We start from the raw sequence: 23,333 nt of genomic DNA on the forward strand, positions 1-23,333 counted from the left end.
ATACAAGCGTTTGGCGAATGAAGTTCATAGTGATTGTAATTATTTTGTTTTGCGCATGATTTTGTCTGCTTTCGGTAATTCTATCGACGCTCTGAAGACTCAAGAATATATGTTAGTCAGCTTTGTATTGAATTTGTTCTTTGGTGGAATAATAAATTCGTTAAAAAGGCATAATTTTAAAAAAACCTATAAAACAAATGGATAGGTGATTGTTCTGTTGGAAAATCTAGAAAAGAATTGTTTACTTATGTCAATAATAATTGACAAATGATGGATTTTTTTACATGGTTCGCACACGCAATTCAAACGAGCGTATGAATTTCGAAAATTCCCGCGAAATATGCGGGCCCAAAAAAACTTTGTTGGAGCCTCGACCTTTCAGAGGACGTAGGTAGACCAGCACGGATAATTAACTTGGAGAACAGTTGATGATTTACGAAGGTAAAGCCATCACGGTTAAAGAGATTGAAGGCGGAATCGCACAGCTAAATTTCGATTTAGAGGGCGAGTCAGTCAATAAGTTTAACCGACTTACTATTGAAGAGCTTGGCGCAGCAGCGGAAAGCTTAAAGAACGCAAACGGCATTAAGGGCTTGATTGTTACAAGTTCAAAAGATTGCTTTATCGTTGGCGCAGATATCACAGAATTTACTGACTTGTTTGCTGGTTCTGAAGAAGAGCTTATCGCAAACAACTTGCAGGCCAACGCTGTATTTAGTGCAATTGAAGATCTTCCGTTTCCATCTGTAACTGCTATCAACGGTATTGCGTTGGGTGGCGGTTTCGAGATGTGTCTGTCTACGGACTATCGTGTTATGTCGCCAACGGCTAAAGTCGGTCTACCTGAAGTTAAGCTGGGTATCTTCCCAGGTTTTGGTGGTACGGTACGTCTACCACGTCTAATCGGTGCAGATAATGCAATCGAATGGATCGCAGGCACGAAAGAATACAAAGCACCTGATGCACTTAAGTTTGGTGCAGTAGATGCGGTTGTTGATGCTGATAAGCTAGAAGCTGCAGCAATCGATCTTGTTAAGCAAGCAGTTGCTGGCAAGCTAGACTATAAAGCTCGTCGTGAAGAGAAGACTTCTAAGCTTAAGCTGAACCCAATGGAAAGCATGATGACTTTCGAAACTGCTAAAGGTTTCGTTGCTGGTCAAGCTGGTCCTAACTATCCTGCACCTGTTGAAGCGATTAAAGCGATGCAGAAGCATTCGGGTATGGCGCGAGACAAGGCAATCGAAGTTGAAGCGAAAGGCTTTGCTAAGATGGCTAAGACTTCAGTATCAGCTTCTTTGATTGGTTTGTTCTTGAATGACCAGGCACTTAAAGCACAAGCAAAAGCGCTTGAGCCAAAAGCATCTGAAGTTAAGAAAGCTGCGGTTCTTGGTGCAGGTATCATGGGTGGCGGTATCGCTTACCAGTCTGCTCTAAAAGGTACGCCAATCATCATGAAAGATATCGCGCAAGCAGGTATCGATCTAGGTTTGAGCGAAGCAAGCAAGCTTCTTACTAAGCGCGTAAGCAAAGGTAAGATGAAAGCTGAGAAAATGGCTGAAGTTCTAAACTCTATCGATCCAGCACTAAGCTATGGTGACTTCGGTGACGTAGACTTGGTTGTTGAAGCGGTTGTTGAGAATCCTAAGGTTAAAGACATCGTTCTTTGTGAAGTAGAAGATCAAGTATCTGAAGATACAATTTTGACTTCAAACACTTCAACAATCTCTATTGATTTGCTAGCTAAGAACTTGAAGCGCCCAGAAAACTTCTGTGGTATGCACTTCTTCAACCCTGTACACATGATGCCTCTTGTTGAGGTTATCCGTGGCGAGAAAACTAGCGAAGAAACAATCGCTACGACAGTTGCTTACGCTAAAGCAATGGGTAAGACGCCTGTTGTTGTTAACGACTGCCCAGGTTTCCTAGTTAACCGTATCTTGTTCCCATACTTCGGTGGCTTTGCTGCGCTAGTACGTGACGGTGCTGACTTCCAGCGCGTTGATAAGATCATGGAGAAATTCGGTTGGCCTATGGGTCCTGCTTACTTGCTAGACGTTGTAGGTATGGACACAGCTATTCACGCTGGTGAAGTCATGGCTGAAGGCTTCCCTGATCGCATGAAGAATGAGTTCCGTACTGCGATGGAAGTTATGTTTGAAGATGGCCGCTACGGTCAGAAGAACGACAAAGGCTTCTACACTTACGAGCTAGACCGTAAAGGTAAGCAGAAGAAAGTGAAGGACGAAGGCGTTTACGACATGATCAAGCCTGTTGTTCTTAACAACAATGAATTTACAGATGAAGAAATCATCGAGCGTATGATGGTTCCTCTATGTATCGAGACTGTACGTTGTCTTGAAGATGGTATCGTAGAGACTGCAGCAGAAGCTGATATGGGTCTTATCTTCGGTATCGGCTTCCCTCCATTCCGTGGTGGTGCGCTTCGTTACATCGATTCTATCGGCATCGAAGAATTTAATAAGATCGCTGACAAGTATGCTGATCTAGGTGCTCTTTACACTCCAACAGAGGGTATGAGAGAAATGGCTAAAACTGGCAAGAAGTTTTTCGGCTAATCGCTGAAACAGAATCGAACGGAGAATATCTATGAGTCTTAATCCAAAAGATGTCGTCGTCATCGATGCAGTACGTACCCCAATGGGTCGTGCTAAAAATGGCTGTTTCCGCAATGTACGTGCTGAGACACTTTCAGCTACGCTGATTGATGCTATTTTTGATCGTAACGAAAAATTGAACCCTAATGACGTTGAAGACGTAATCTGGGGTTGTGTTAACCAAACAATGGAGCAGGGCTTTAACGTTGCTCGTCAAATTTCATTGTTAACTAAAGTTCCTCACGCTGCTGGCGCTCAAACGGTTAACCGTTTGTGTGGTTCTGCGATGAGTGCAATTCACACAGCTGCACAAGCAATCCAAACCGGTAACGGTGACGTGTTTGTTGTGGGTGGTGTTGAGCACATGGGTCACGTATCCATGACTAAAGGTTTCGACCACAACCCAGCAGCAAGTAAGTACTCTGCAAAAGCATCTAACATGATGGGTCTAACGGCTGAAATGTTAGCTAAAATGCACGGTATTTCACGTGAAATGCAAGATGAGTTTGGCGCGCGTTCACACCGTCTAGCTCACGAAGCTACATTGGAAGGTCGTTTTAAGAACGAAATCGTTCCAGTTGAAGGTCATGATGAGAACGGTTTTAAAGTTCTTATTGAGGACGATGAAACAATCCGTCCAGAAACGACTGCAGAGTCTCTAGGCAAGTTGAAGCCAGCTTTCAACCCTAAAGGCGGTACAGTAACTGCGGGTACGTCTTCACAGCTTACAGATGGCGCAGCAGCAATGTTGTTGATGTCAGCTGAGAAAGCAGAAGAGCTTGGCCTTAAGCCACGTGCTCGTATCGTTTCAATGGCTGTTGCAGGTTGTGATCCAGCTATCATGGGTTACGGCCCAGTTCCAGCAACTAAGAAAGCACTTAAGCGTGCTGGTCTTACCATTGAAGATATCGATTTCTGGGAGCTTAACGAAGCTTTCGCAGGTCAGTCTTTGCCAGTAATGAAAGATCTTAAGTTGCTAGATGTTGCAGAGACTAAAGTTAACCTGAATGGTGGTGCGATCGCTTTGGGTCACCCACTAGGTTGTTCAGGTGCACGTATCTCAACGACTTTGTTGAATGTTCTTGAAGATAAGGGCGGCAAATATGGTGTTTCTACCATGTGTGTAGGTCTTGGTCAGGGCATCTCAACAATTTGGGAACGTCTGTAAGACCATCTTTGATAAGCACGCTCCCAGGAAAATTGCTTAGGCAATAGGAAGTATTCTTCGGGAGTGTGTCTTAATAAGATAAGAAAAAACCGCAGTTTTGGCTGCGGTTTTTTTGTTTTAAGAGGGGGTAGATTTACTTGAGTCGACTCACTACTTCTATTTTTGCTCAGTTGAAGTGTCGGTACATTCGTTTTGATTGGTTTCCGTTTCTGCTGAGTCGCTGATCGGTTTTTTCTTTTTTGCCTTCTTGGCTTGAGGTTTGATCAAGTTACCTTCGCCTACGACACGGTTTGTTCGTTTTGCTTCGGTCAGGAGTTCGCTTAGCTCTCGTATGCGGGTGTTTTTCGTATCATTATCTATGCTGGTCTTTTTCAGCAAGTCCAGAGCTTGCTTGATATGCATCTGATACATCGTCATATCGCCTTCCTCAGCGAAGCTGTCGGCCTGGTATAAGTTACTATTTATGTTGAGCTCGACCTTGACTGTTTGCAGATGAATTTGCAGCTCCTGGCACTTTGCCGCCGTTAATGAGCCTTTATTGCGATAGATGTCGAGTAACTTACTGATTTGACCGATTTGGCTTTGTGCCTGGGTCAGTTCAATATCACTGGTGACATAACAGGCGACTTTATTTTCTCGTTGTCCGCTTTTGAAGTTTAGTAACTTTCCCTCTTGAGTTCGTAAGTGGGAAAGAATTAATTGATCGTCGGGGGCTAATTGCTGCGCTGCTTTTAAGGCGTTCACTGCTAAAGATTGAACTTGGGTGATCAGTACGTAGCTTTCATCAATTTTTAATAAAAGTGAGGTGTAGCTTAATAGCTCATCAGCTTGTTGCCTTAGTTTGTTAATGCGAAGCTTGCGCTTTTTCATTGCTTGTTGGCGGCTATAACTTATGCCACTGGCAACCATTGAGATAACAATGATGGAGGCTATCAAAGATATTATAAGTGTACTATTCATGTGGACTATGTTTCAGGCTTTATTCCCTTTAAGTGTAGCAAAGGCTTTAAAAATGCTAGCTAGTTTGTTCAAAAATCAGAAAAAAACATTGCAATGACTTGACCCTTTAGCTACAAATCAATATATATGTCGCCTTATATATTCAACTTATTCTCACGTTTGTTCTTTTTAGGGTATGTTTTGCTGAAAAAATATACAGCTAGATTGCAGCGTATGAGCAACCACTTTAGTTTGGAGTTTTATGGGTAAGTCCCTCGTTATTGTCGAGTCACCAGCAAAAGCTAAGACAATTAATAAATACCTCGGTTCTGATTACATCGTAAAGTCCAGTGTGGGGCATATTCGTGATTTGCCTACCTCGGGGGGGGGGTCTACCAGTACGCCTCAAGAGCGTGCTAAACAGGCTGCTGCTACACGTAAGATGAGCCCGGAAGAAAAAGCGGTTCATAAAGCGCGTAAAGCCAAGGAACAGCTAATTGCCCGTATGGGGATCGACCCGGAAAATGACTGGGAAGCACGCTATGAAGTGCTGCCTGGTAAAGAAAAGGTTGTTACCGAACTCAAGAAGCTCGCTAAGAATGCCGATCAAATCTTTCTCGCAACCGATTTGGATAGAGAGGGAGAAGCCATTGCTTGGCACTTAAAAGAAGCAATTGGTGGCGATGATGAACGCTATAAGCGCGTTGTCTTTAATGAGATTACCAAGAAGGCAATTCAAGGAGCTTTTGAAGTGCCGGCAGAATTGGATCAATCTCGCGTTGATGCTCAACAAGCCCGCCGTTTTCTGGATCGGGTGGTTGGCTTTATGGTTTCACCTTTGCTTTGGGCGAAGGTGGCACGAGGACTTTCAGCCGGTCGTGTACAGTCTGTTGCTGTACGCCTGATTGTTGAGCGTGAGAAAGAAATTCGAGCGTTTGTCCCAGAAGAATATTGGGAAATGTTTGCTGACCTCTGTGCTGGTAAAAAAGGTGATACACGCTTTCAGGTCAGTCGCTATCAAGGTAGCGCTTTCCGTCCGGTAAATGCTGATCAAATCAAAGCTCACCAAGAGGCATTGAATAAAGCCGCGTTTGCAGTTTCCAAACGAGAAGACAAACCGACAAGCTCCAAGCCTAATGCTCCGTTTATTACTTCTACTTTGCAGCAAGCAGCCAGTACTCGATTAGGTTTTAGTGTAAAGAAAACCATGATGTTAGCTCAGCGTCTTTATGAAGCGGGCTATATCACCTACATGCGTACTGATTCGACGAACTTGAGTGAAGATGCTGTCAACGCATGTAGAGATTATATCGCTGAGAACATGGGTAGTAAGTATGTGCCTGATGCGCCGAGACTATATAGTAGTAAAGAGGGAGCTCAGGAAGCTCACGAGGCGATTCGTCCATCTGACGTAACGGTGCTTACCTCAGGCATAAAAAGCCTTGAGAAGGACGCTGAGAGACTGTACGACTTGATTTGGCGTAACTTTGTGGCCTGTCAGATGAATAATGCCGAATTTTTGAGTTCGTCTTTGGAAGTGACAGCGGGTGACTTTACACTTCGTACGCGTGGTCGTGTTATGAAGTTCGACGGTTTCTTGAAAGTGTTGCCGTCGAATAGCAAGAAAGACGATGATGTCATCCTTCCTGATCTTCAGGTTGGCGATGAACTATCTTTAGATAAACTGGATCCCAAGCAGCATTTTACCAAACCGACTGCGCGCTATTCAGAAGCCGCTTTGGTTAAGGAATTGGAAAAAAGAGGGATCGGTCGCCCTTCAACTTACGCAGCGATTATTTCAACGATCCAGGATCGTGGCTATGTGAAGCTTGAAAACAAGCGTTTCTACGCCGAGAAGATGGGGGATATTGTTACCGATCGTTTGGTTGAATCTTTCTCTGAGCTGATGGACTACAGTTTTACCGCTCAGATGGAAGAACAACTGGATGATGTTGCTCAAGATGAAAAGGACTGGAAAGCGGTTCTTAATGATTTCTACGACCATTTCACAACTCAACTAGACCAAGCACAGTCGCTTGATGGTGGTATGCGTGAAAATGATCCAACCGAGACAGATATTCCTTGCCCTAGTTGTGGTCGTCATATGCAGGTTCGTACGGGTAGTACGGGCGTGTTTTTGGGCTGTTCAGGTTACTCCTTGCCGCCAAAAGAGCGTTGTAAATCGACGATCAATCTTGTACCGGGTGATGAAATCGCCAGTGCAGATGATGAGGAAGGCGAGTCAAAACTTTTGCGTAAGAAGCGCCGTTGTTCAATTTGTTCAACCGCCATGGACAGTTATCTGATCGATGAGCAACGTAAGCTACACGTTTGTGGTAACAACCCGGACTGTTCTGGGTATGAAGTTGAAGAGGGTGAGTTTAAGATCAAGGGCTATGATGGCCCTGTATTAGAGTGTGATAAGTGTTCATCAGAAATGCAGCTTCGCACCGGCCGCTTTGGTAAGTACTTTGGTTGTACCAATGAAGAGTGTAAAAATACTCGTAAGTTATTGCGAAATGGTGAAGCCGCGCCACCGAAGATGGACCCAGTGCCGATGCCTGAATTAACTTGTGAGAAGGTTGAAGATACTTACATCTTACGAGATGGGGCTGCGGGATTATTCCTCGCGGCAAGTAAGTTCCCGAAGAATCGTGAAACTCGTGCTCCCTTAGTGAGTGAACTGCTGCCTCATAAAGATGAAATTGATACTAAGTATGAATTTCTTTTCTCAGCGCCGGTGAAAGATAATAAGGGCAATCCGTCGATTGTCCGTTTTAGCCGCAAGACGAAAGAGCAGTATGTGATGTCTGAAGAAAAAGTCGAAGAGAAGGTTAAAGCTACTGGCTGGTCGGCTCATTACCAGGATGGAAAGTGGGTTGAGACATTGCCTAAAGCTAAAAAGGCAAAAGCTAAAAAGAAGTAGCGAGTTGTCAGACATAAAAAAAGCCGCGCTAAGCGGCTTTTTTTATGTCCATCATTTACGTAACCTTTCAAGTAAGCTGGAGGTATCCCACCTTGCACCACCCATATCCTGTACATCTGCGTAAAACTGGTCAATCAGCGCCGTTAGGGGAAGTTTTGCGCCGATATTCCGAGCTTCAGATAAACAGATGTTTAAGTCTTTGCGCATTAGATCTACGGCAAAACCGTGTTCGTATTCGGCATCGATCATGGTGTCTGAACGATTATCCATTTGCCATGATTGCGCAGCTCCTTTGGATATCACATCGACGACTTGCTTGCAGTCCAGGCCAGCTTTCTCTGAGAAATGGATGGCCTCGGCCAGCCCTTGTACCACACCGGCTACGGCCATTTGATTGGCCATTTTGCAGAGTTGTCCTGAGCCGCACGGGCCAAGCAGGTTCATTGCTTTGGCATAGTGCCGCATAAGGTCGCTTGCCTGTTTGAAAGCTGCTTCTTCGCCGCCGCACATAATGGTTAGCTGGCCATTAATTGCACCCTGTTCGCCGCCAGAAACGGGAGCGTCGATAAATGCCATACCTTTTTGCTTAGTGCTGGCGTCAATACGTCTAGCGAGTTCAGCGGAAGCGGTGGTGTGATCGATAAAAAGTGTTTTGCTATCGCATTGGGCGAGCAGGCCTTGTTCGGACAGGTAGACCTCTTCGAGATCTTTATCATTGCCGATGCAGCTTATGACGAGGTCGAACTTATGATCAATCTTCTTAAGGTCTAGCAGTATTTGGCCTTCATACTCTTCGAGCCAACGTTGGGATTTTGAGGTACTACGATTGTAGACGTGAAGGTCACAATGTTTGGAAAGGTGACCAGCCATAGGATATCCCATTACCCCTAAACCTATGAACAAAACTTTAGTTGTCATGGAATGTTGCTCCAAGTATTTAATTATTCTCTGCTAGTGGTAAGGTCAAGGTAAAGCAGGTGCCTTGATTCGCTTCGCTCTGAACATCAATGCTACCTTTGTGTTTTTTAATTACAACCTGGACAAAATTCAAACCTAAACCTGCACCTTTATCGCCGCTTAATTCTGTCTGTCTTTGGCGGTGAAAGCGCTTGAAAATAAAAGGAAGCTCTTCAGGACTGATGCCAAAGCCTTGATCTGAAATATCGATAATCGCCTTATCTTGAGTACAACGGGTTTTAATTGTAACCGTTGTGTCTTCAGGGCTGTATTTGACAGCATTGGAAAGCAGGTTGGTGATAGCTCGCTCAATCAACTCTGCATTGCCGAGTAGCCAGATAGGTTCTTCATCAGAGAACTCTAGATTAATGCCTTTCGCTTTTGCCTGTTGGGACAAGGAGTCAATGCTATCTTCGACTGCATTGAGCAGGTCAAACTCATAAAAGCTTTGCTCGGCGCTCTGTTCTGCGCGAGTGATTTGCAAAAATTGGTCTGACAGATTCAAGCTTCTTTTGGCGTGGCTTTCAATTTCATCAATTAGCGTGCTATCCCAGTTGATTCGACCAGTTCTGAGCCCGTTAAGCATGGCTAGCTGTGATACCAGCGGAGAACGGACATCGTGAGATAAAAAGTCAATAAGCTGATTTTTTTCACGCTGTTGTTGGCGAATTTCGGTGATATCTGAAAGTGTGATCATCAAGCCTGCGTCAATGTCTTCATCGACAATAAAGGGGGCGCAATGAACCTGAACGTCTCTATCATTTAACTGGATTTCATCATTGGTCTGTGCGCCGTTGACTAATACCTTACTCATATTTTGACTTAGCTGAATGTTTTGTTGGGGGTCAAACAATGTACAAATAGCTTGTCCTAGTAGCGTTCCGTTTGATTCAGAAAACCAAGTTTGAGCATGACTATTGGTAAATACGATTAAGCCAACAGGGTCGGTAACAAATACCGCATTGGGAATTTCTTCGAAGCCTTTTGATATAAAGGTTCTCATGTCTTGCATGGAATGTATTGCTTCACGTACCTGTGATATTCGATTGGCAACCTTCTCATAATATCGGGGCTTATTGCGTGCTAGTGGTGTTGTGAAGTCGAGTTTGTTTAGATAGTCCTGATGTTCAGATAGGTTGGTTGGATGAGCCCATACAAAGCCCATATGGTAGAAGGATGTCACGCCAGAGTCAGATTCCTGAGCTAGGGTTATCCAGCTGGTGTGCCCATCATGCATCCACTTGTTTGTTGATTTTAAGCGCTGGTAACTAAGCGGCGTATGTTCATCTTGCAGAATAATTTGCTTATCTTTAAGTAGAACGTAGTGCTTAGGTTTTAGCAGGGCATTTAAAGATTCGAAGATTTCTTGCACCGGGTGCTGACCGATATGACGGAAGCTAATCGCAGGTTCTTTTTCAAGCCTTTCCAACTCATGGTTTAAAAATTGGTTTAGCTGCCGCATGCGTTGCCAGCTCCACAAAGGGTATGCGAGTAAAATACCAATGATTGCATTAATGGGTGGAAACCAGGTCTTATCTAGTAGTATTAGTAGGTAGCTAAAACTAAAAACCAACAGTACTAGCAGGATCGCAGAAGGTAAGACATGCGTTGGTTTGAGTCGCGGAAACAGCAGGATAGGGATCATGATGAAAGCAAATGTCAGCAAGTAAGCCCAAACCGAATCAACAGGTCGAATAGCGGTATTATTAAGTAGTGCAGAGTAGGCGTTGGCATGGAGTTCAACGCCAGACATTGAGGTGCCGCTTCTTGATACAGGCGTTGGAATAATATCGCCTAGACCTGCAGCCGTTGCGCCGATCAAAATGGTCTTGTCGCGAAATGCTTCAGCAGGTACTTGGTCAAGCATAACCTCCAGATAGCTGTAGGTCGGAAATGTGCCGCCAGGGCCAGCAAAAGGTATTAAGCGATATTGGGTGTTGACTGACATATAAGGAGAGTTACTTGATGCTACCATGCGAATATATTGGATCATGGGGTTAACTTCGCTTGCCATCGCCATTGATAAGCTAGGCCAATGAGCATCGCCGACACCTGAGTTCAAATATAGTCCGCGCGCAAGTCCGTCTTGGTCCAGGTCAACATGGACATGACCCATACCTCTGGCAGCTTCAACCAGTTTAGGTATCGGAAGAATTTCAACAAGTGTTCCGCCGTGAGTCAGCGGTTGTAGGTGCAATGGCAGTAGAACGTTGCCGTTATTCTTGATCGCTGCTGCGAGGGCAAGGTCATCTTCTGGGTGCGAAGCGCTTTTTTCTGAAAAAAGTATATCTAAGGCAATCAGTGCGGTGTTGTACTGCGTTAGTTTTTCAATTAGCTGTGCATGGATTGCACGCCGCCATGGCCATTGGCCAATACTATTGAGACTCTTTTCATCTATGGCGATGATAACCGTATTTTCGTCAGCGGGAACCGGGGTGAGGTTTATTGCGGTGTCGTAAGCCAAGAGATCGAGGCGCTTGGCCGCTTGTGTATAGACCAAAAAAGCGCTCACCACGAGTAGGGCGAGAGTCAAAAGGTACTGCGCATAAGGCCTGGATTCGGGAATGTTTCTAGCCATAAGGTTCTATTATTATTGCTGTCGTTGTTGGGCCGAACGCATCTTAGCAAAAATGTTCGCTGTCATGTGAAAAAATGATATGCGCCGATGACAGTACGAACATTATTGTTGCAAGGCAACATATTATTCATTTTCAATATATAGCTCTTTGATTGGGCCAAAGTCTGAACTGAATAGTTCGTTGCCAATTCCCTTAACCCGAGCGAAATAGCGCTTTCCAGGTGTTAATCTTAGGTGGGCTCGAGCCTTGGCAATGGTCTGTTCTTTCAGAATGTTTTCGAAGCTTTTGCTATCAGACACCTGCAATATGTAGGCTTGGGTATTGTCTACTTTATTCCAGAACAGGCCAACTTGGCTGTCGATATAGTTAACACTTAGAATCTTCACGGGTTTCAATATACCGCGGACAGAAAAGTTACGCACTTCGCTATTCGCTGTTTCGCCGTCATCTGCAAGCGATACTACGCGCCAATAGTATGAGCCGGGCATCAATGCTTTCCTTGGTGCAATCTGCTGCGCTGCATCAAAGTCTGTTTGGCTGATTAGCAGGTTGAAACCTTTGTCTTTGGAAATCTGTAGTTTTCCGAGCGTATCCGGTTTAACAAAGTTCCAGCTAAATGTAGGTTTGGTACTATCAAGTATGCTTTTGGCAAGCGGCGCAATGAGTTTTGCTTGCTCTGTGCCAATGTCCACTGCTATGCGTGTAACGGAGTCGACACCCTCAAAACCATTAGCGTCAATGGCGCGCATGGAAACGTCATACTCACCATTCTCAATATGTTCCAACTCAAGTTCAGGCTTTTGTATTTTCCCTTGCTTAACAAGTTTTCCATTTTGCTTATTGTCAGTGAGTTGAACTCGATAAGCTTCGGCGCTTTTTTGTTCTTCCCAAGACAGAGTTGAAGGAAGGTCGTCTACAACTCTCTCTGCAAATAGTGCTTTGGGGGCGTCAGCTAACTTTGTCTGCTCAATAATCGCGCTACCTTTTTTGATGCGCGCACCGTTGCCTGCAAAAACTTGAGTCGTCCCATGTTCACCAGCAAAAGAGACTTCACCTTCAATAACTTCCAGCTGTGTTTCATTACCCTGGGTACTCAAACGAAATTCAGTTCCGCGCACGGCTGCTACCGCCGATGGGGTGGTAATCTCGTAGCGAGATCCTTTAACCAAGGGTGTAACCTCAGTGGACAGTGAGCCTCTCTTGAGCCTTAGTCGCGTATCAACCATGCCAGTCTTGCCAAAGTGGGACAGTTTATTGAAGACCAGGTTGGAATTTTCTTCCAAGCGAATGGTTGAGCTGTCTGCAAACTCAATTAAAACATTACCTTTTTTTGTCGCAACTTCATCACCGACACGAATATTCATATTTGTTTTGAGTAGCTTAAATACACTCTTGCTGGCGCGTTTGATCAAGGCACTACCAGAAACTGACTTGGCAACAGCCGGTTTTGGTTGATGTTTTAGCCAGTGCATAGGGATTTTAATAATTGAGCCAGGGGCCAGGGCCGAGACCTGTTCAATCTTGTTATAACGTATTAAATCAGTCCAGGTGTGCTGTCTGTTGAGAAGGCCTTGACTGACTTTTTGCAGGTTGTCGCCAGGGCGCAGCGTGTAGTGCCACTCTTCCACCTGAGGTGTTTGAGCAAACGATACCGAAGTTAGCAAGACGCTAGAAATAGCACAAGAAAGGCATAAGAGCATGACGAAGTTGATGACTGTCGTCGTTAGTTTATGGATATCAATACGTCCAAATTTCATAAATAAATCATGCTCACTACATTATTAATATCAAAGCTTCTAGCCAAGAGCAGGTTAAGAGCTGCTGTCCTTATCTCTAGTCGCCAACTTTTTCCAGCCTGTACCCATGTTGATAAACTGTTTTCACGCGAAATCCGTTCTCAGGTTTGATATGCAATTTGCGTCTTAAGCGACTGACATGCGTATCGACGGTCCGAGTATTGATGTTGATAGAAATTCCCCAAACCCTTTCCAACAGGTAGTCTCTGGATAGTAGGCGCCCAATGTTCTGAAACATGAAGACGGCTAAATCAAAATCTTTATCGGTCAGTGGCACGTCTTCACCAAAAGACACGATGGTTCTTTTAGTCAGATTAATCACATAAGGGCCAATAACCATCTCCTCTTGCTCTTCTACCTCGTTTGCGGAGCGTCTTGCTAAGGCGTTGACTCGAGCTTTTAACTCTCCAGGTCTGGCTGGTTTGACAAGATAGTCGTCAGCGCCTGCATCAAGGGCCGTTATAATATCGGCTTCGCTATCTCTGGAGGTCAGAAATATTACAGGTATCCGCCAGCTAAGCTCTGAGCGAATCGATTTAAGAACTTCGGTACCTTCCATGTCTGGAAGCTGCCAATCAAGGATTAACAAGTCATAACTGTTATGTAGTACTTCGTATAAAAAAGATTTGCCAGTCTGAAAGAAATCACAACTATGTTGGTTTTCTACCAGCATCGCACTAAGGTTTTGTGCTTGTTCCAGCTCGTCTTCTAACAAAGCAATTTTCATCATTATCCCCTAAATATATGTTCTGTATTATTTTTTTGTGTTTTTTCTAGTGTAGATGCTTTTTCTGAATTGTCTTGGAAATTAGCTAATATCCTACAGATAATACATGCTGAATCATTATCAAGATTGTTCTAAATTGTAATGCTTTTGTAGTTTTGTTTTCGTGGCACTGGAGGGCAGTTTTAAGCAAGTGATCATTTTGCTCGCTTTATCATGATTTAGAGATTAGTATCAGACCCCCTTGAATAGCGAGTTTCGCTGTTATAATGCTTAATTACATAGATGAAATGGTTGTACTAAGATGTCGCGTCAAAAAGAGATTCAGGACTTGTTGAGTAACAATTTTGAACTTGAGTTTATAGAGGTATTAAATGAGAGCCATATGCATAGCGTGCCTCCTAACTCTGAGACTCACTTTAAGGTGACTTTGGTTACTGAGGATTTTGAGGGAAAGTCTAAAGTTGCTCGTCATCAAAGTGTCTATGCCTTGCTTGGTGGCTTAATGGAGCAAGGCCTACATGCTTTGGCACTACATTTATATGTTCCGCAAGAATGGTCGAGTATCATGGGTGAGAAATCACCAGAGTCCCCAAACTGTATGGGTGGCTCTAAATAGTACAGCTGTAGCAGGCCAGAACCCTAAATAGCTGATAGATATTCAATTGGAATTGCCCTTTATTAGGAGTAGGTACGATGAGTCAATTTTTTCAGATTCATCCTGAGAACCCTCAGGCGAGGTTGATTAAACATGCGGCAGAGATCATTGAAAGCGGTGGTGTGATTGCTTATCCGACTGACTCTGCGTACGCACTAGGTTGCCATTTAGGCGACAAGAAGGCCGCCGATAAAATTAGGCAGATTCGAAAGCTTAATGAAAAGCATAACTTTACACTGGTATGTCGTGACCTAACGGATATATCAACCTACGCTAAAGTTGATAATCAACAATACCGCCAGATAAAGGCACACACACCGGGCCCTTATACGTTTATTCTCGATGCGACGACTGAAGTTCCGCGGCGTTTAATGAACCCAAAGCGACGTCAAATCGGTATCCGAATTCCGGACAACGAAATTGCTTTAGCCTTGCTGGAAGAGCTTGGTCAGCCAATAATGAGTACAACGCTTATTTTGCCTGGTGATGATATGCCTATGACTGACCCTTACGAGGTTCGTTCTTTGTTAGAGCATACGCTTGATTTGGTTATAGATGGTGGCTTCTGTGGCTTTGAGGCAACCTCTGTGGTGAACTTATCAGGCGAAGAAACGGAGATTGTTCGTAAAGGCTGCGGTGACATCTCGGCTTTCGAGGGCTAAGTATCACCGCTTGTTTAGGCGGGTACGGTTTATGCGTTTATCGTTAAGCGGAAGCTGTTATCCTTCGACAGAGCTGCTTGCTCACTATTATTGGTGATTTTGTTGGTTTTCAGTGCTTCATAGCGATGGGCGATATCATTTAATTTGTTATGCTCATTTTGTTCGCTAATTAGCTCATTAAAGAGATTATTACCAACTCCATATGCACCAGAAATCTTCACGACATTGTCTACGTAATCAAGTGTAGGCTGCTGTTTGCTCAAACGCTGAAAAGCCTCTTTAAAGTGTTTGTTGTTGTTAAGGTCAGTACTTATTTTTTCATGATCGCTTGGGCGCATCGCGCCTTTGATCTCAATGTTGCCGTAAATATCCTTCTCTACATTTAGCTGGGTTCTCGGGTTTAAGTTGTACTCAGCAAGCTTATTACGCAGAGTTTCCTTGAGGAAGGCTTTATCTTGGCCTAACTCCGTTTTGAATGTTTCAACATTTACCTTTTTACTTTGACTTTGAATGCCTAGTCTTAATAAAGTGACCGCATCGTCTAGCAATACTCGCTTTTCTGCTTGTTCTTTGCGTCTGGCACTGTCGTCTGCGTGGCTGCTGTTTTCAGTACCGTTTTGAGAGTCCTGACGTTGTAGTTGCTGAGGGATCTGTAAGGCTTGTTCTGTTGATATATGTGCCATGGTTATTTGCTCGCTAAGTTCCAGTTCGGCAATCAATGACCGTTTTCTGACAAAAAATGCTAGTTATCTAAGGAATAGCAAATTAAATGCCAAGCTTGTTAGGCGGCTAGGGTAAGTTAACATGGAATTGTCCCACCCCTAGATTTGAATAGCTGCTGGCAAAGAAGGGCTTTGCTTACTAGACTGCAGGGATTTGGTTTCTTAATAATTAGGCAATCTTGTTCTATGTCAGAAATGTCAGCGTATCGCGCACCGGTTTTACCTATTATTCTCACATTGTTGACGACGCTGGGTTGTTTTTATATACCCACCAAACTCATATTTATACCGGTTGTTCTAACCTCAATTGCTTGGGCTTGGGCCCACTATGCAAATGTGCAGAGTCTTCGTAGTCGTTATGCGGGACAAGAGCGATCACTGCTAAATGATAAGGCCACTGAACTCACTCAGGAAGCATGCGCAGTAATGAGTGAACAAGCAGAGCTTGTGAAGGAAAATCTTGTCCACATTAATCAGAAGGTGACTGAAAGCGCTGATCAGATTAGTGCCAGTTTTACCGGAATATCTCAGAAATCTGAACGACAAAGAGAGCTCTTGTTAAAAGTTGTTGCTATGGTCCATGAGGATGAAACAACAAGTGGAGAAGAGCAAGTAACAGTCAGGCAATTTGTTGATGAGTTGATGGGGATAATAGATAGTTATGTCAGATTATTGGTTGAGGTGAGTGAAAAAAGTATCTTTGCTGTTCACCGAATCGAGGATATGTCACATCATTTTGAACAAACTTTTACCTTGCTAGGGCAGATCAGGGGTATTGCTGATCAAACAAATTTATTGGCATTAAATGCGGCAATCGAGGCAGCGAGAGCTGGTGAAGCCGGCAGAGGATTTGCCGTGGTTGCTGACGAGGTACGTACCTTGTCGCAAAACTCAAACACCCTTAATGACAAAATATTTGAAACATCTGAGAACACAAAGCGCGCGATTGATGGTGTAAGCAAAATTGTGGGAGAGATCGCATCCTTGGATATGAATATGGCGATCAGTGCGAAAGCCCATGTCGATGAAATGCTTGTAGATTTGGAGCAAACAAATGTCACCATTGAAAATACTATGGATGAAGCTTCCGCTTATACAGAAACGTTAAAAGTGGACGTGGCTGACGCGGTCAGGAGTTCACAGTTTGCTGATAATGTTAGTGCCGATATTAACTCTTTTCTGCAACAAAACTCTTTGTTACAAGAGGCGCTGAATAAGGTAAGGAGTGTGTCCAGTGAAGCCGAAATACTCGACTTATTGCAAGAGATTGGCAAGCAAAAGAGTGGCTCTAAGAGCAGTGTTGCGGCAGAAGCGAGTGATGACAATGTCTCATTGTTTTAACGCAAAATATTAATCAATAGCGTGGGTGGGTAGTACAGACAATGGGAATGAATGTTCTAATTGTGGACGATCATGAATCGAATCGTATTCTAGTAAGGTATTTGCTTGAATCCGAAGGCCACGACTGCATCGAAGCTGAAAATGGGCAGATAGCAGTCGAGCAGTTTGATGAGCACCAGCCAGACTTTGTTCTGATGGACATTGTCATGCCTGTTATGGATGGCTATGAAGCCGCGTCCTTAATTAAAAAGCGCGCAGGCGATACCCATGTTCCTATTATTTTTCTGACAGCAAAACATGATGAGAAATCTTTGCTTGCTTGCCTGGAGAGTGGTGGAGATGATTATTTACCAAAGCCCATTAATGGCATTGTTCTAAAAGCGAAGATTAAGGCTCATGCGAGAACTCAGGAGCTTACCCAGCAAGTTCATGCGAAAAACAGTGAGCTAACCCGTCTACACGCGACATTAACGCAAGAACATGAGATGGGGCGTCATGTATTAAATCATACGCTCAAGAGGAGCTTGCAGAACTGTAAAAATGTTAAAAGCTATCTTTCTTCAATGTCGACCTTTAATGGCGATATCTTTCTTTTGGCCGAAAATCCAAGTGGTGGTTTATATGCTTTTCTCGGTGACTTTACTGGTCATGGTTTAGCTGCAGCAATTGGTACGATTCCTGTCTCGCAAGCATTTTTCTCCATGTGTGAAAAAAGTATGCCGATTATGGAAATTGCGTCTTCGATGAATAAGTCCTTAAAGTCCTTTTTGCCTGAGTACATGTTTTGCGCCGCGACACTAATACATGTGCCAGAATCGGGAGATAAAGCATTAGTATGGGCAGGGGGGTTGCCAGATGCGTATATTACAAGACCTGGGGAGGGGCTTGTAAGTGTCGTAAAGTCGAGACATATGCCGCTCGGTATCGTGCCGGCAGAGCGCTTCAATAGTGAGATAGAACTACACGAATTACGTTATGGTGATAAGTTGTTTATGTTCACTGACGGAATTCTTGAAGGAAGCCCTACAGACAGTGATGAAATGTTTGGTGAAGAACGAGTGATGGACTCACTTGACCGCCGAGTGAAAGAGGGCGGGCAAGAGCGTGTGTTTGACGGCCTACTGGATGACTATCATAGCTTCAGCCAAGGTTCTGCGCAGCAGGACGATATCTCTTTGGTTGAAATCACCGCAGGCCCAATTGATAATTCTAGTGTAATAGATCTTGAACCAAAGACGAATTTGCCTTGGTCAGTTAATGTCGATCTTGATGCAGAGAGAATACACTCTCAGCCTGACCCCATTGTGCAGGTCATTAAAGTGTTGCCAGCAGATCTGTTTTTGTACCGTCGAGCCGATATGATCAGGACTATTTTGTCTGAGCTTTACTCCAACTCGCTGGAGCATGGTTTATTAGCCTTAGACTCTACTATAAAAGGCAGTCATGACGGATTTACAAAGTACTATCAGCAGCGTCAGGAACGGATGGACGCCTTGGATGCGGGCCGCATTAGCATTAGTGTGAGCTTTGATTACGAGCGTTCCGGTAGTGAGTTGAAAATAAGTCTCAGAGATACCGGGAAAGGCTTTGATTTTGCTTCACAGAACGAAGACCTGGCAATGAATACTAAACCATGGGGGCGCGGAATTGCGCTGGTCCGATCTCTGTGTGAAACGGTTGAATATAGTGATGAAGGCCGCTGTGTCGAGGCGACCTTGGCACTTAATCCGAATGATAGAAAAGAAAGATATCCACCAATTGCTCCGGCATAATTTCTTCGAATTGGGATAAAAGCTTTTCGTTTCGACGTATTTCTTGAAACTCATCACTATCAAATAGGCCTGAAAGGGCCATGATAGGAAGTAGCAATTCGGCGGTAACATCTTCACCTTTGCAGAACCATGCCTTTTCTTTGTAGAAGAAACCTTCCATAAAGCCTGTGCACCAGCTTTCAAGACAGGCATCGTAGTGAGTTTCGCTGTCGTCATCAGTTTCATCGCTGTAGGGTAAGAGTATATCGCGGTCTTCATTAATCTCTTCAAGCAATGTCGACTTGATCTCTTCGATACAGCTTTCAATAGTGGCGATTTCAGATTCACTAAGCTCGATATCATCATTGCCAAATAGCACAGAGATAAGAGTGTTAGTGTCAAAGTCTACCGGCCCGATAACACTGGCGCATACAAGGCCGTGAAAGCCAAAATAATCCAAAGCCTCTTCATTTAGATGCTCGGCAAAAAGAATATCTTCGAGCTGTTCAATTTGTTGTTCGCTTAGTGACATTTGCTAAAACCGTATGACAGTGCAACCAATGCGTTCATGTGTGTATGGGCGCTGGTTGGGAGCGGGGTGGTATAAAAAACGAGAGTATAAACTGATTTTCCACAGATTAGTATCTGCAGTACCTGGTAAGCATAAAAAAGCCGGTAAGAACTAATTGCTCATACCGGCTCTGAGGTCTTTCAGAACTTAATTAGCGGAAATGCTATTCAGTATCTGTAGTCTGAGTTGCTTTACTGTCTTCAGCTTTTGCTGTTGATTCAGCGGGGCTCACCTCAACCTTAACAGCTGACAGCTCTGGTGACTTAGGAGCCGCCGCGCTTTCAGTTTCAGCTGATTGCGCTCTTGGGTCATTGTGAACCCGGTTAGAGCGGTTAGGTCTACGACGGCGAGCTGGCTTTTTAACTTCGACTTTATGCTCATCAGCCGGCTTCGCTTCGGCTTTAGGGCTTGTATTGCCAGTTATTTCTTTTGTCGCGCTTTCCTTATCAGCAACAGCTTGCGTCTTCGTTGGAGAGGCATCCGACTTGCTGTTTGTCGCTTTATTGCCTCGATTTCTACGAGGGTTACGGCTACGAGGTCGGCGAGTCGAAGTTTTCTCTTCGCTATCACTAGAGCTGGCATCTGATGTAGTTACTTCAGTTGCAGTTTCATCACTTGTTTCTGCTTTGCTCTCTTTTACTGCTTTAGGCGAATCTACAGCTTTAGTTTCGGCAACTTCAGCTTTATCAGAGCTTTTATCTTCCTTGCTTTCAGTTGCAGCAGGTGCAGGGCTAGCGTTGCTACTCGCTTGAGGCAATGAACTCTTCTCTTCTACCTTAGGTTTTGAGACTTCTGCTTTAGGCTCAGTTGTAGCGACAGGCTTAGTTGTTTCCTTAAGGCTTTCGCTTGCTGTGCTAACTGCACCCTTGGTGTCAGTTTCAGCATTCTTCGTAGGAGCTTTGCTACGGCGCTCGCCACGGTTTTCTGAACGTCTACGGTTAGAAGAGCGAGTAGTGGATTTATTTTCGCTGCTTTTAGCTTCAGGCTTTGTGGTATTGGCTTCTACACTGTCGTCCGCTTTTGCTAAGGTATTGTTTACCACGGGCGCTTCTTCAGGGCGTTGTTTATCCTCATATTTCTTGGCAGGACGGTTACCGCTACGATTTCTGCGCTGCGAACCTTCTTTGTTCTGAGTGCGTGAATCGTTTTGCTTCTGGTCGCGAGTGTTCTCAGAATTTGATCTGTTGCCGCGATTATCATTGCTACGACGCGAGTCATTGTTTTGATTGCGTCGGTTACGTTGGTTGCCGCGATCATCTCTGCGATTTTCATCGCGTTGATTTCGATTTTGGCCAGACTTATTACGGTTGCGGTTGTTGCCTGAAGCGTTATCGCCAGACTGAGAGTCTCGTTGCTTGTTTCTATTCTTCTGGTTACTGCGGTTGCCTTGAGTGCTGCGCTGCTGCTTTCTAGCAGGTGCTTCATTAGCAACAGAGGAGGCTTTCTCTTCTGCGCTGAACATTGCCGATAGCTTGGATTTCAAACGCTTCATTAGGCCAGTTTCTTCGCTTTGCTCAGCTTGCTTTTGAGGTGCAGCTTCAGTTGCAGGCGCTGAAACTTGAGGTGCAGGGCTAGCATGTGAAATAGATTTAACCGCAGCTTCTTCGCGCACGACTTCTTTTGCTGCGGCTGTTGGAACTGCTTGTTCCTCTGGCTGTGTTGTTTCTATTTTGTAACTAGCTTGATCATCACTGGTTTCGTCTTCACGAAGTCTACGTAACTCATAGTGAGGCGTATCCATAGCCATGTCAGGAATGATGATAACGCGAACAGACTGCCTGCGTTCAATCTCCTGAATTTGTTGGCGCTTCTCGTTTAATAAGAAAGTAGCGACAGGAACCGGCAGGACTGCTTGGACCGAACCTGTTTTCTCTTTAGAGGCTTCTTCATACATTAGGCGCATGATTGACAGTGCTAAAGATTCAACGTCACGAATCGTACCTTGTCCGCTACAGCGAGGGCATACTGCTGCGCGGGTCTCACTTAGTGAAGGTCGTAAACGCTGTCGTGACATTTCAAGGAGCCCGAAACGAGATATCTTGCCAACCTGAACGCGTGCGCGGTCAAGTTCTAGGGCTTTACGCATGCGGTTTTCAACGTCACGTTGATTTTTTGCAGGGCCCATATCGATAAAGTCGATAACAACCAAACCACCCATATCTCGTAAACGAAGCTGGCGAGCAATTTCTTCTGCAGCTTCAAGGTTAGTTTGAAGTGCTGTCTCTTCAATGTCGCTGCCCTTAGTTGCACGAGCTGAGTTGATATCGATTGAAACAAGTGCTTCCGTTGGGTCGATAACAATTGAGCCGCCAGAAGGCAGTTTTACTTCGCGTTGGAACGCTGTCTCGATTTGAGCTTCGATCTGATAACGGCTGAATAATGGCGTTTCGTCTTGGTAGAGTTTGATCTTGCTTTCATAAGCAGGCATAACTGAACGAACGAAATTTAGAACATCTTCAAACACAAGCGGTGCGTCAACAAGTACTTCGCCAATGTCCTGGCGCAAGTAATCGCGAATAGCACGGATGATGACATTGCTTTCCTGGTATATGAGGAAAGGAGCGGGGCGGCTTTCAGAAGCGCTGGTAATTGATTCCCAAAATTGTAGAAGGTAATCAAGGTCCCATTGTAGCTCTTCTGTTGAACGACCTACGCCAGCAGTACGAACGATAACACCCATGTTGCGTGGCGTTTCAAGGCCGGACATGGCTTCTTTAAGTTGTGAGCGGTCGTCGCCTTCGATGCGGCGAGAAATGCCGCCAGCACGTGCGTTATTAGGCATAAGAACCAAGTAACGACCGGCAAGGCTGATAAAGGTCGTCAGTGCGGCGCCTTTGTTGCCACGCTCTTCTTTATCAACCTGAACTATAACTTCCTGACCTTCTCTTAAGGCTTGCTTGATATTGACCCGGCCTTTACCGGCAGCGGGGTCAAAATATTCTTTAGAGATTTCTTTTAAAGGGAGGAAACCGTGGCGCTCAGCACCAAAATCAACAAATGCAGCTTCAAGGCTGGGCTCGATACGAGTGATCTTACCTTTATAAATGTTTGCTTTTTTCTGTTCGCGAGAACTCGCTTCGATATCAAGATCGTAGAGTTTTTGGCCGTCTACAAGGGCAACACGTAACTCTTCACTTTGAGTTGCGTTTATAAGCATTCTTTTCATGAATGAAATCCAGTTTTGTGCTGGAAATCGCAGGAAGACAGCTTGGTTTAAAGTAAAATTACTCAGCTATAAATCAAGTTAGCGAGCTAACAAATTCCAATACATAGCAGCAACACCCAGTACCCGTGACAAATTCGCGGTGGGGAAGTGGCCACATATGGCGTTTGTTGGTTTTACTTCTATTTCCTAACTATTGTCTGGTCTTATTGCTTCCTTCAAATGATCTGGGCATATGTATTTATGCTCGCTCAAGTCCGGTGCTGCCTTTCAACGCTAAGAAGTAAGTGATAGTGCGTACTAACATTAATGGTCTGCGTTCAATCGCAAGACTTTGTTGTCTGCATCACTTACGGGCTATAAATTCTGTTTTCCTAATGCGATTCCACGCTTTAGTTTTATTTCCAGAGCTTAAATTGCTCTGGAATCCTAATTAATTTACGACATGACAGAGCTTTCTATACCGTGTCGTGTTGTCTGTACTTTCTACTTTTCACTCTGTTGGTGGAAAGGCTCGCTTTATGTATTCTTTTTCATTGCGTGCGTACAAAACTTTCAACGCCTATTTAGCTTGTGTCGCAAGCAAATAGCTGTCGGTTTTCTGTCTATATAATCTGTCGTCTTACTGCTCCGTGGGCTTTTAGCTATATAGTTGACTGAACTCAGCTGAATCTATATAGGGGAATGCGCCTTTCAATGTAACTTTTTTACGGGACCAGTGTGTTGAAGGTGGGCTGATGACAGTGGAAAAAACGGATGAA

General features: G+C 44.4%; 14 protein-coding genes and 1 pseudogene. 7 read left to right on the plus strand and 8 right to left on the minus strand.

Annotation, left to right across the window (positions count from 1 at the left end):
* Positions 1-428: 428 nt before the first annotated feature.
* Both fadB and fadA read left to right on the plus strand, forming a co-directional pair.
* Positions 429-2,576, plus strand: a complete 2,148-nt coding sequence (gene fadB / locus A3729_RS14595) for a fatty acid oxidation complex subunit alpha FadB (RefSeq protein WP_068509739.1) — start codon at positions 429-431, stop codon at positions 2,574-2,576.
* Between the two features lie 31 nt (positions 2,577-2,607).
* Positions 2,608-3,783, plus strand: coding sequence for an acetyl-CoA C-acyltransferase FadA (fadA, locus tag A3729_RS14600; protein ID WP_068509740.1), 1,176 nt, complete (start codon positions 2,608-2,610; stop codon positions 3,781-3,783).
* 156 nt (positions 3,784-3,939) lie between these two features.
* On the opposite strand, the gene A3729_RS14605 is transcribed toward fadA, so the two are convergent.
* Positions 3,940-4,743 carry a hypothetical protein gene (locus tag A3729_RS14605; RefSeq protein ID WP_068749923.1) on the minus strand — a complete coding sequence of 268 codons (804 nt, stop codon included), beginning with the start codon at positions 4,741-4,743 and terminating at the stop codon, positions 3,940-3,942.
* A 241-nt stretch (positions 4,744-4,984) separates the two neighbouring features.
* Here A3729_RS14605 and topA point away from each other — a divergent pair, with 241 nt between their 5' ends.
* Positions 4,985-7,648, plus strand: a complete 2,664-nt coding sequence (gene topA / locus A3729_RS14610) for a type I DNA topoisomerase (RefSeq protein WP_068509747.1) — start codon at positions 4,985-4,987, stop codon at positions 7,646-7,648.
* Between the two features lie 51 nt (positions 7,649-7,699).
* Here the strand turns inward: topA and A3729_RS14615 are convergent, their stop codons facing one another.
* The 4 genes from A3729_RS14615 to A3729_RS14630 form a co-directional block, all read right to left on the minus strand.
* Positions 7,700-8,566, minus strand: a complete 867-nt coding sequence (locus tag A3729_RS14615; protein ID WP_068509750.1) for an NAD(P)-dependent oxidoreductase — start codon at positions 8,564-8,566, stop codon at positions 7,700-7,702.
* A gap of 19 nt (positions 8,567-8,585) precedes the next feature.
* Positions 8,586-11,183: a CHASE2 domain-containing protein gene (locus tag A3729_RS14620; protein ID WP_068509752.1), complete on the minus strand. Its 2,598-nt coding sequence runs from the start codon at positions 11,181-11,183 to the stop codon at positions 8,586-8,588.
* A 123-nt stretch (positions 11,184-11,306) separates the two neighbouring features.
* Positions 11,307-12,941, minus strand: coding sequence for a FecR domain-containing protein (locus A3729_RS14625; protein WP_068553046.1), 1,635 nt, complete (start codon positions 12,939-12,941; stop codon positions 11,307-11,309).
* Positions 12,942-13,017: 76 nt separating this feature from the next.
* The gene (locus A3729_RS14630) at positions 13,018-13,710 is read right to left on the minus strand and encodes a response regulator transcription factor (RefSeq protein WP_231872080.1); all 693 of its coding nucleotides are present in this window, start codon (positions 13,708-13,710) and stop codon (positions 13,018-13,020) included.
* 298 nt (positions 13,711-14,008) lie between these two features.
* Between A3729_RS14630 and A3729_RS14635 the strand changes: the two genes are divergently transcribed.
* Entirely contained in the window at positions 14,009-14,323 is a 315-nt protein-coding gene (locus A3729_RS14635) for a BolA family transcriptional regulator (RefSeq protein WP_068509757.1), read from the plus strand.
* A gap of 77 nt (positions 14,324-14,400) precedes the next feature.
* Positions 14,401-15,024 carry an L-threonylcarbamoyladenylate synthase gene (locus A3729_RS14640; protein WP_068509760.1) on the plus strand — a complete coding sequence of 208 codons (624 nt, stop codon included), beginning with the start codon at positions 14,401-14,403 and terminating at the stop codon, positions 15,022-15,024.
* 29 nt (positions 15,025-15,053) lie between these two features.
* Here the strand turns inward: A3729_RS14640 and A3729_RS14645 are convergent, their stop codons facing one another.
* The gene (locus A3729_RS14645; RefSeq protein WP_156490425.1) at positions 15,054-15,707 is read right to left on the minus strand and encodes a hypothetical protein; all 654 of its coding nucleotides are present in this window, start codon (positions 15,705-15,707) and stop codon (positions 15,054-15,056) included.
* Between the two features lie 804 nt (positions 15,708-16,511).
* Between A3729_RS14645 and A3729_RS34615 the strand changes: the two are divergent.
* Together A3729_RS34615 and A3729_RS14655 are read left to right on the plus strand one after the other, a co-directional pair.
* A pseudogene (locus A3729_RS34615) lies at positions 16,512-17,087 on the plus strand (methyl-accepting chemotaxis protein); the annotation flags it as partial.
* Positions 17,088-17,134: 47 nt separating this feature from the next.
* The gene (locus A3729_RS14655) at positions 17,135-18,859 is read left to right on the plus strand and encodes a fused response regulator/phosphatase (RefSeq protein WP_068507963.1); all 1,725 of its coding nucleotides are present in this window, start codon (positions 17,135-17,137) and stop codon (positions 18,857-18,859) included.
* On the opposite strand, the gene A3729_RS14660 is transcribed toward A3729_RS14655, so the two are convergent.
* Both A3729_RS14660 and rne read right to left on the minus strand, forming a co-directional pair.
* Positions 18,810-19,370: a YecA family protein gene (locus tag A3729_RS14660; protein ID WP_068507962.1), complete on the minus strand. Its 561-nt coding sequence runs from the start codon at positions 19,368-19,370 to the stop codon at positions 18,810-18,812. The two genes, A3729_RS14655 and A3729_RS14660, sit on opposite strands and share 50 nt — an antisense overlap.
* A 202-nt stretch (positions 19,371-19,572) precedes the next feature.
* Positions 19,573-22,575, minus strand: coding sequence for a ribonuclease E (gene rne, locus A3729_RS14665; protein WP_068634020.1), 3,003 nt, complete (start codon positions 22,573-22,575; stop codon positions 19,573-19,575).
* Positions 22,576-23,333 lie beyond the last annotated feature (758 nt).

This window comes from Oleiphilus sp. HI0043 (genome assembly GCF_001634935.1).

Bases quoted from the DNA above. Each gene is read 5' to 3' on its own strand.
- fadB (WP_068509739.1), top strand. From the start codon at position 429: ATGATTTACGAAGGTAAAGCCATCACGGTTAAAGAGATTGAAGGCGGA.
- fadA (WP_068509740.1), top strand. From the start codon at position 2,608: ATGAGTCTTAATCCAAAAGATGTCGTCGTCATCGATGCAGTACGTACC.
- A3729_RS14605 (WP_068749923.1), bottom strand. From the start codon at position 4,743: ATGAATAGTACACTTATAATATCTTTGATAGCCTCCATCATTGTTATC.
- topA (WP_068509747.1), top strand. From the start codon at position 4,985: ATGGGTAAGTCCCTCGTTATTGTCGAGTCACCAGCAAAAGCTAAGACA.
- A3729_RS14615 (WP_068509750.1), bottom strand. From the start codon at position 8,566: ATGACAACTAAAGTTTTGTTCATAGGTTTAGGGGTAATGGGATATCCT.
- A3729_RS14620 (WP_068509752.1), bottom strand. From the start codon at position 11,183: ATGGCTAGAAACATTCCCGAATCCAGGCCTTATGCGCAGTACCTTTTG.
- A3729_RS14625 (WP_068553046.1), bottom strand. From the start codon at position 12,941: ATGAAATTTGGACGTATTGATATCCATAAACTAACGACGACAGTCATC.
- A3729_RS14630 (WP_231872080.1), bottom strand. From the start codon at position 13,710: ATGATGAAAATTGCTTTGTTAGAAGACGAGCTGGAACAAGCACAAAAC.
- A3729_RS14635 (WP_068509757.1), top strand. From the start codon at position 14,009: ATGTCGCGTCAAAAAGAGATTCAGGACTTGTTGAGTAACAATTTTGAA.
- A3729_RS14640 (WP_068509760.1), top strand. From the start codon at position 14,401: ATGAGTCAATTTTTTCAGATTCATCCTGAGAACCCTCAGGCGAGGTTG.
- A3729_RS14645 (WP_156490425.1), bottom strand. From the start codon at position 15,707: ATGGCACATATATCAACAGAACAAGCCTTACAGATCCCTCAGCAACTA.
- A3729_RS14655 (WP_068507963.1), top strand. From the start codon at position 17,135: ATGAATGTTCTAATTGTGGACGATCATGAATCGAATCGTATTCTAGTA.
- A3729_RS14660 (WP_068507962.1), bottom strand. From the start codon at position 19,370: ATGTCACTAAGCGAACAACAAATTGAACAGCTCGAAGATATTCTTTTT.
- rne (WP_068634020.1), bottom strand. From the start codon at position 22,575: ATGAAAAGAATGCTTATAAACGCAACTCAAAGTGAAGAGTTACGTGTT.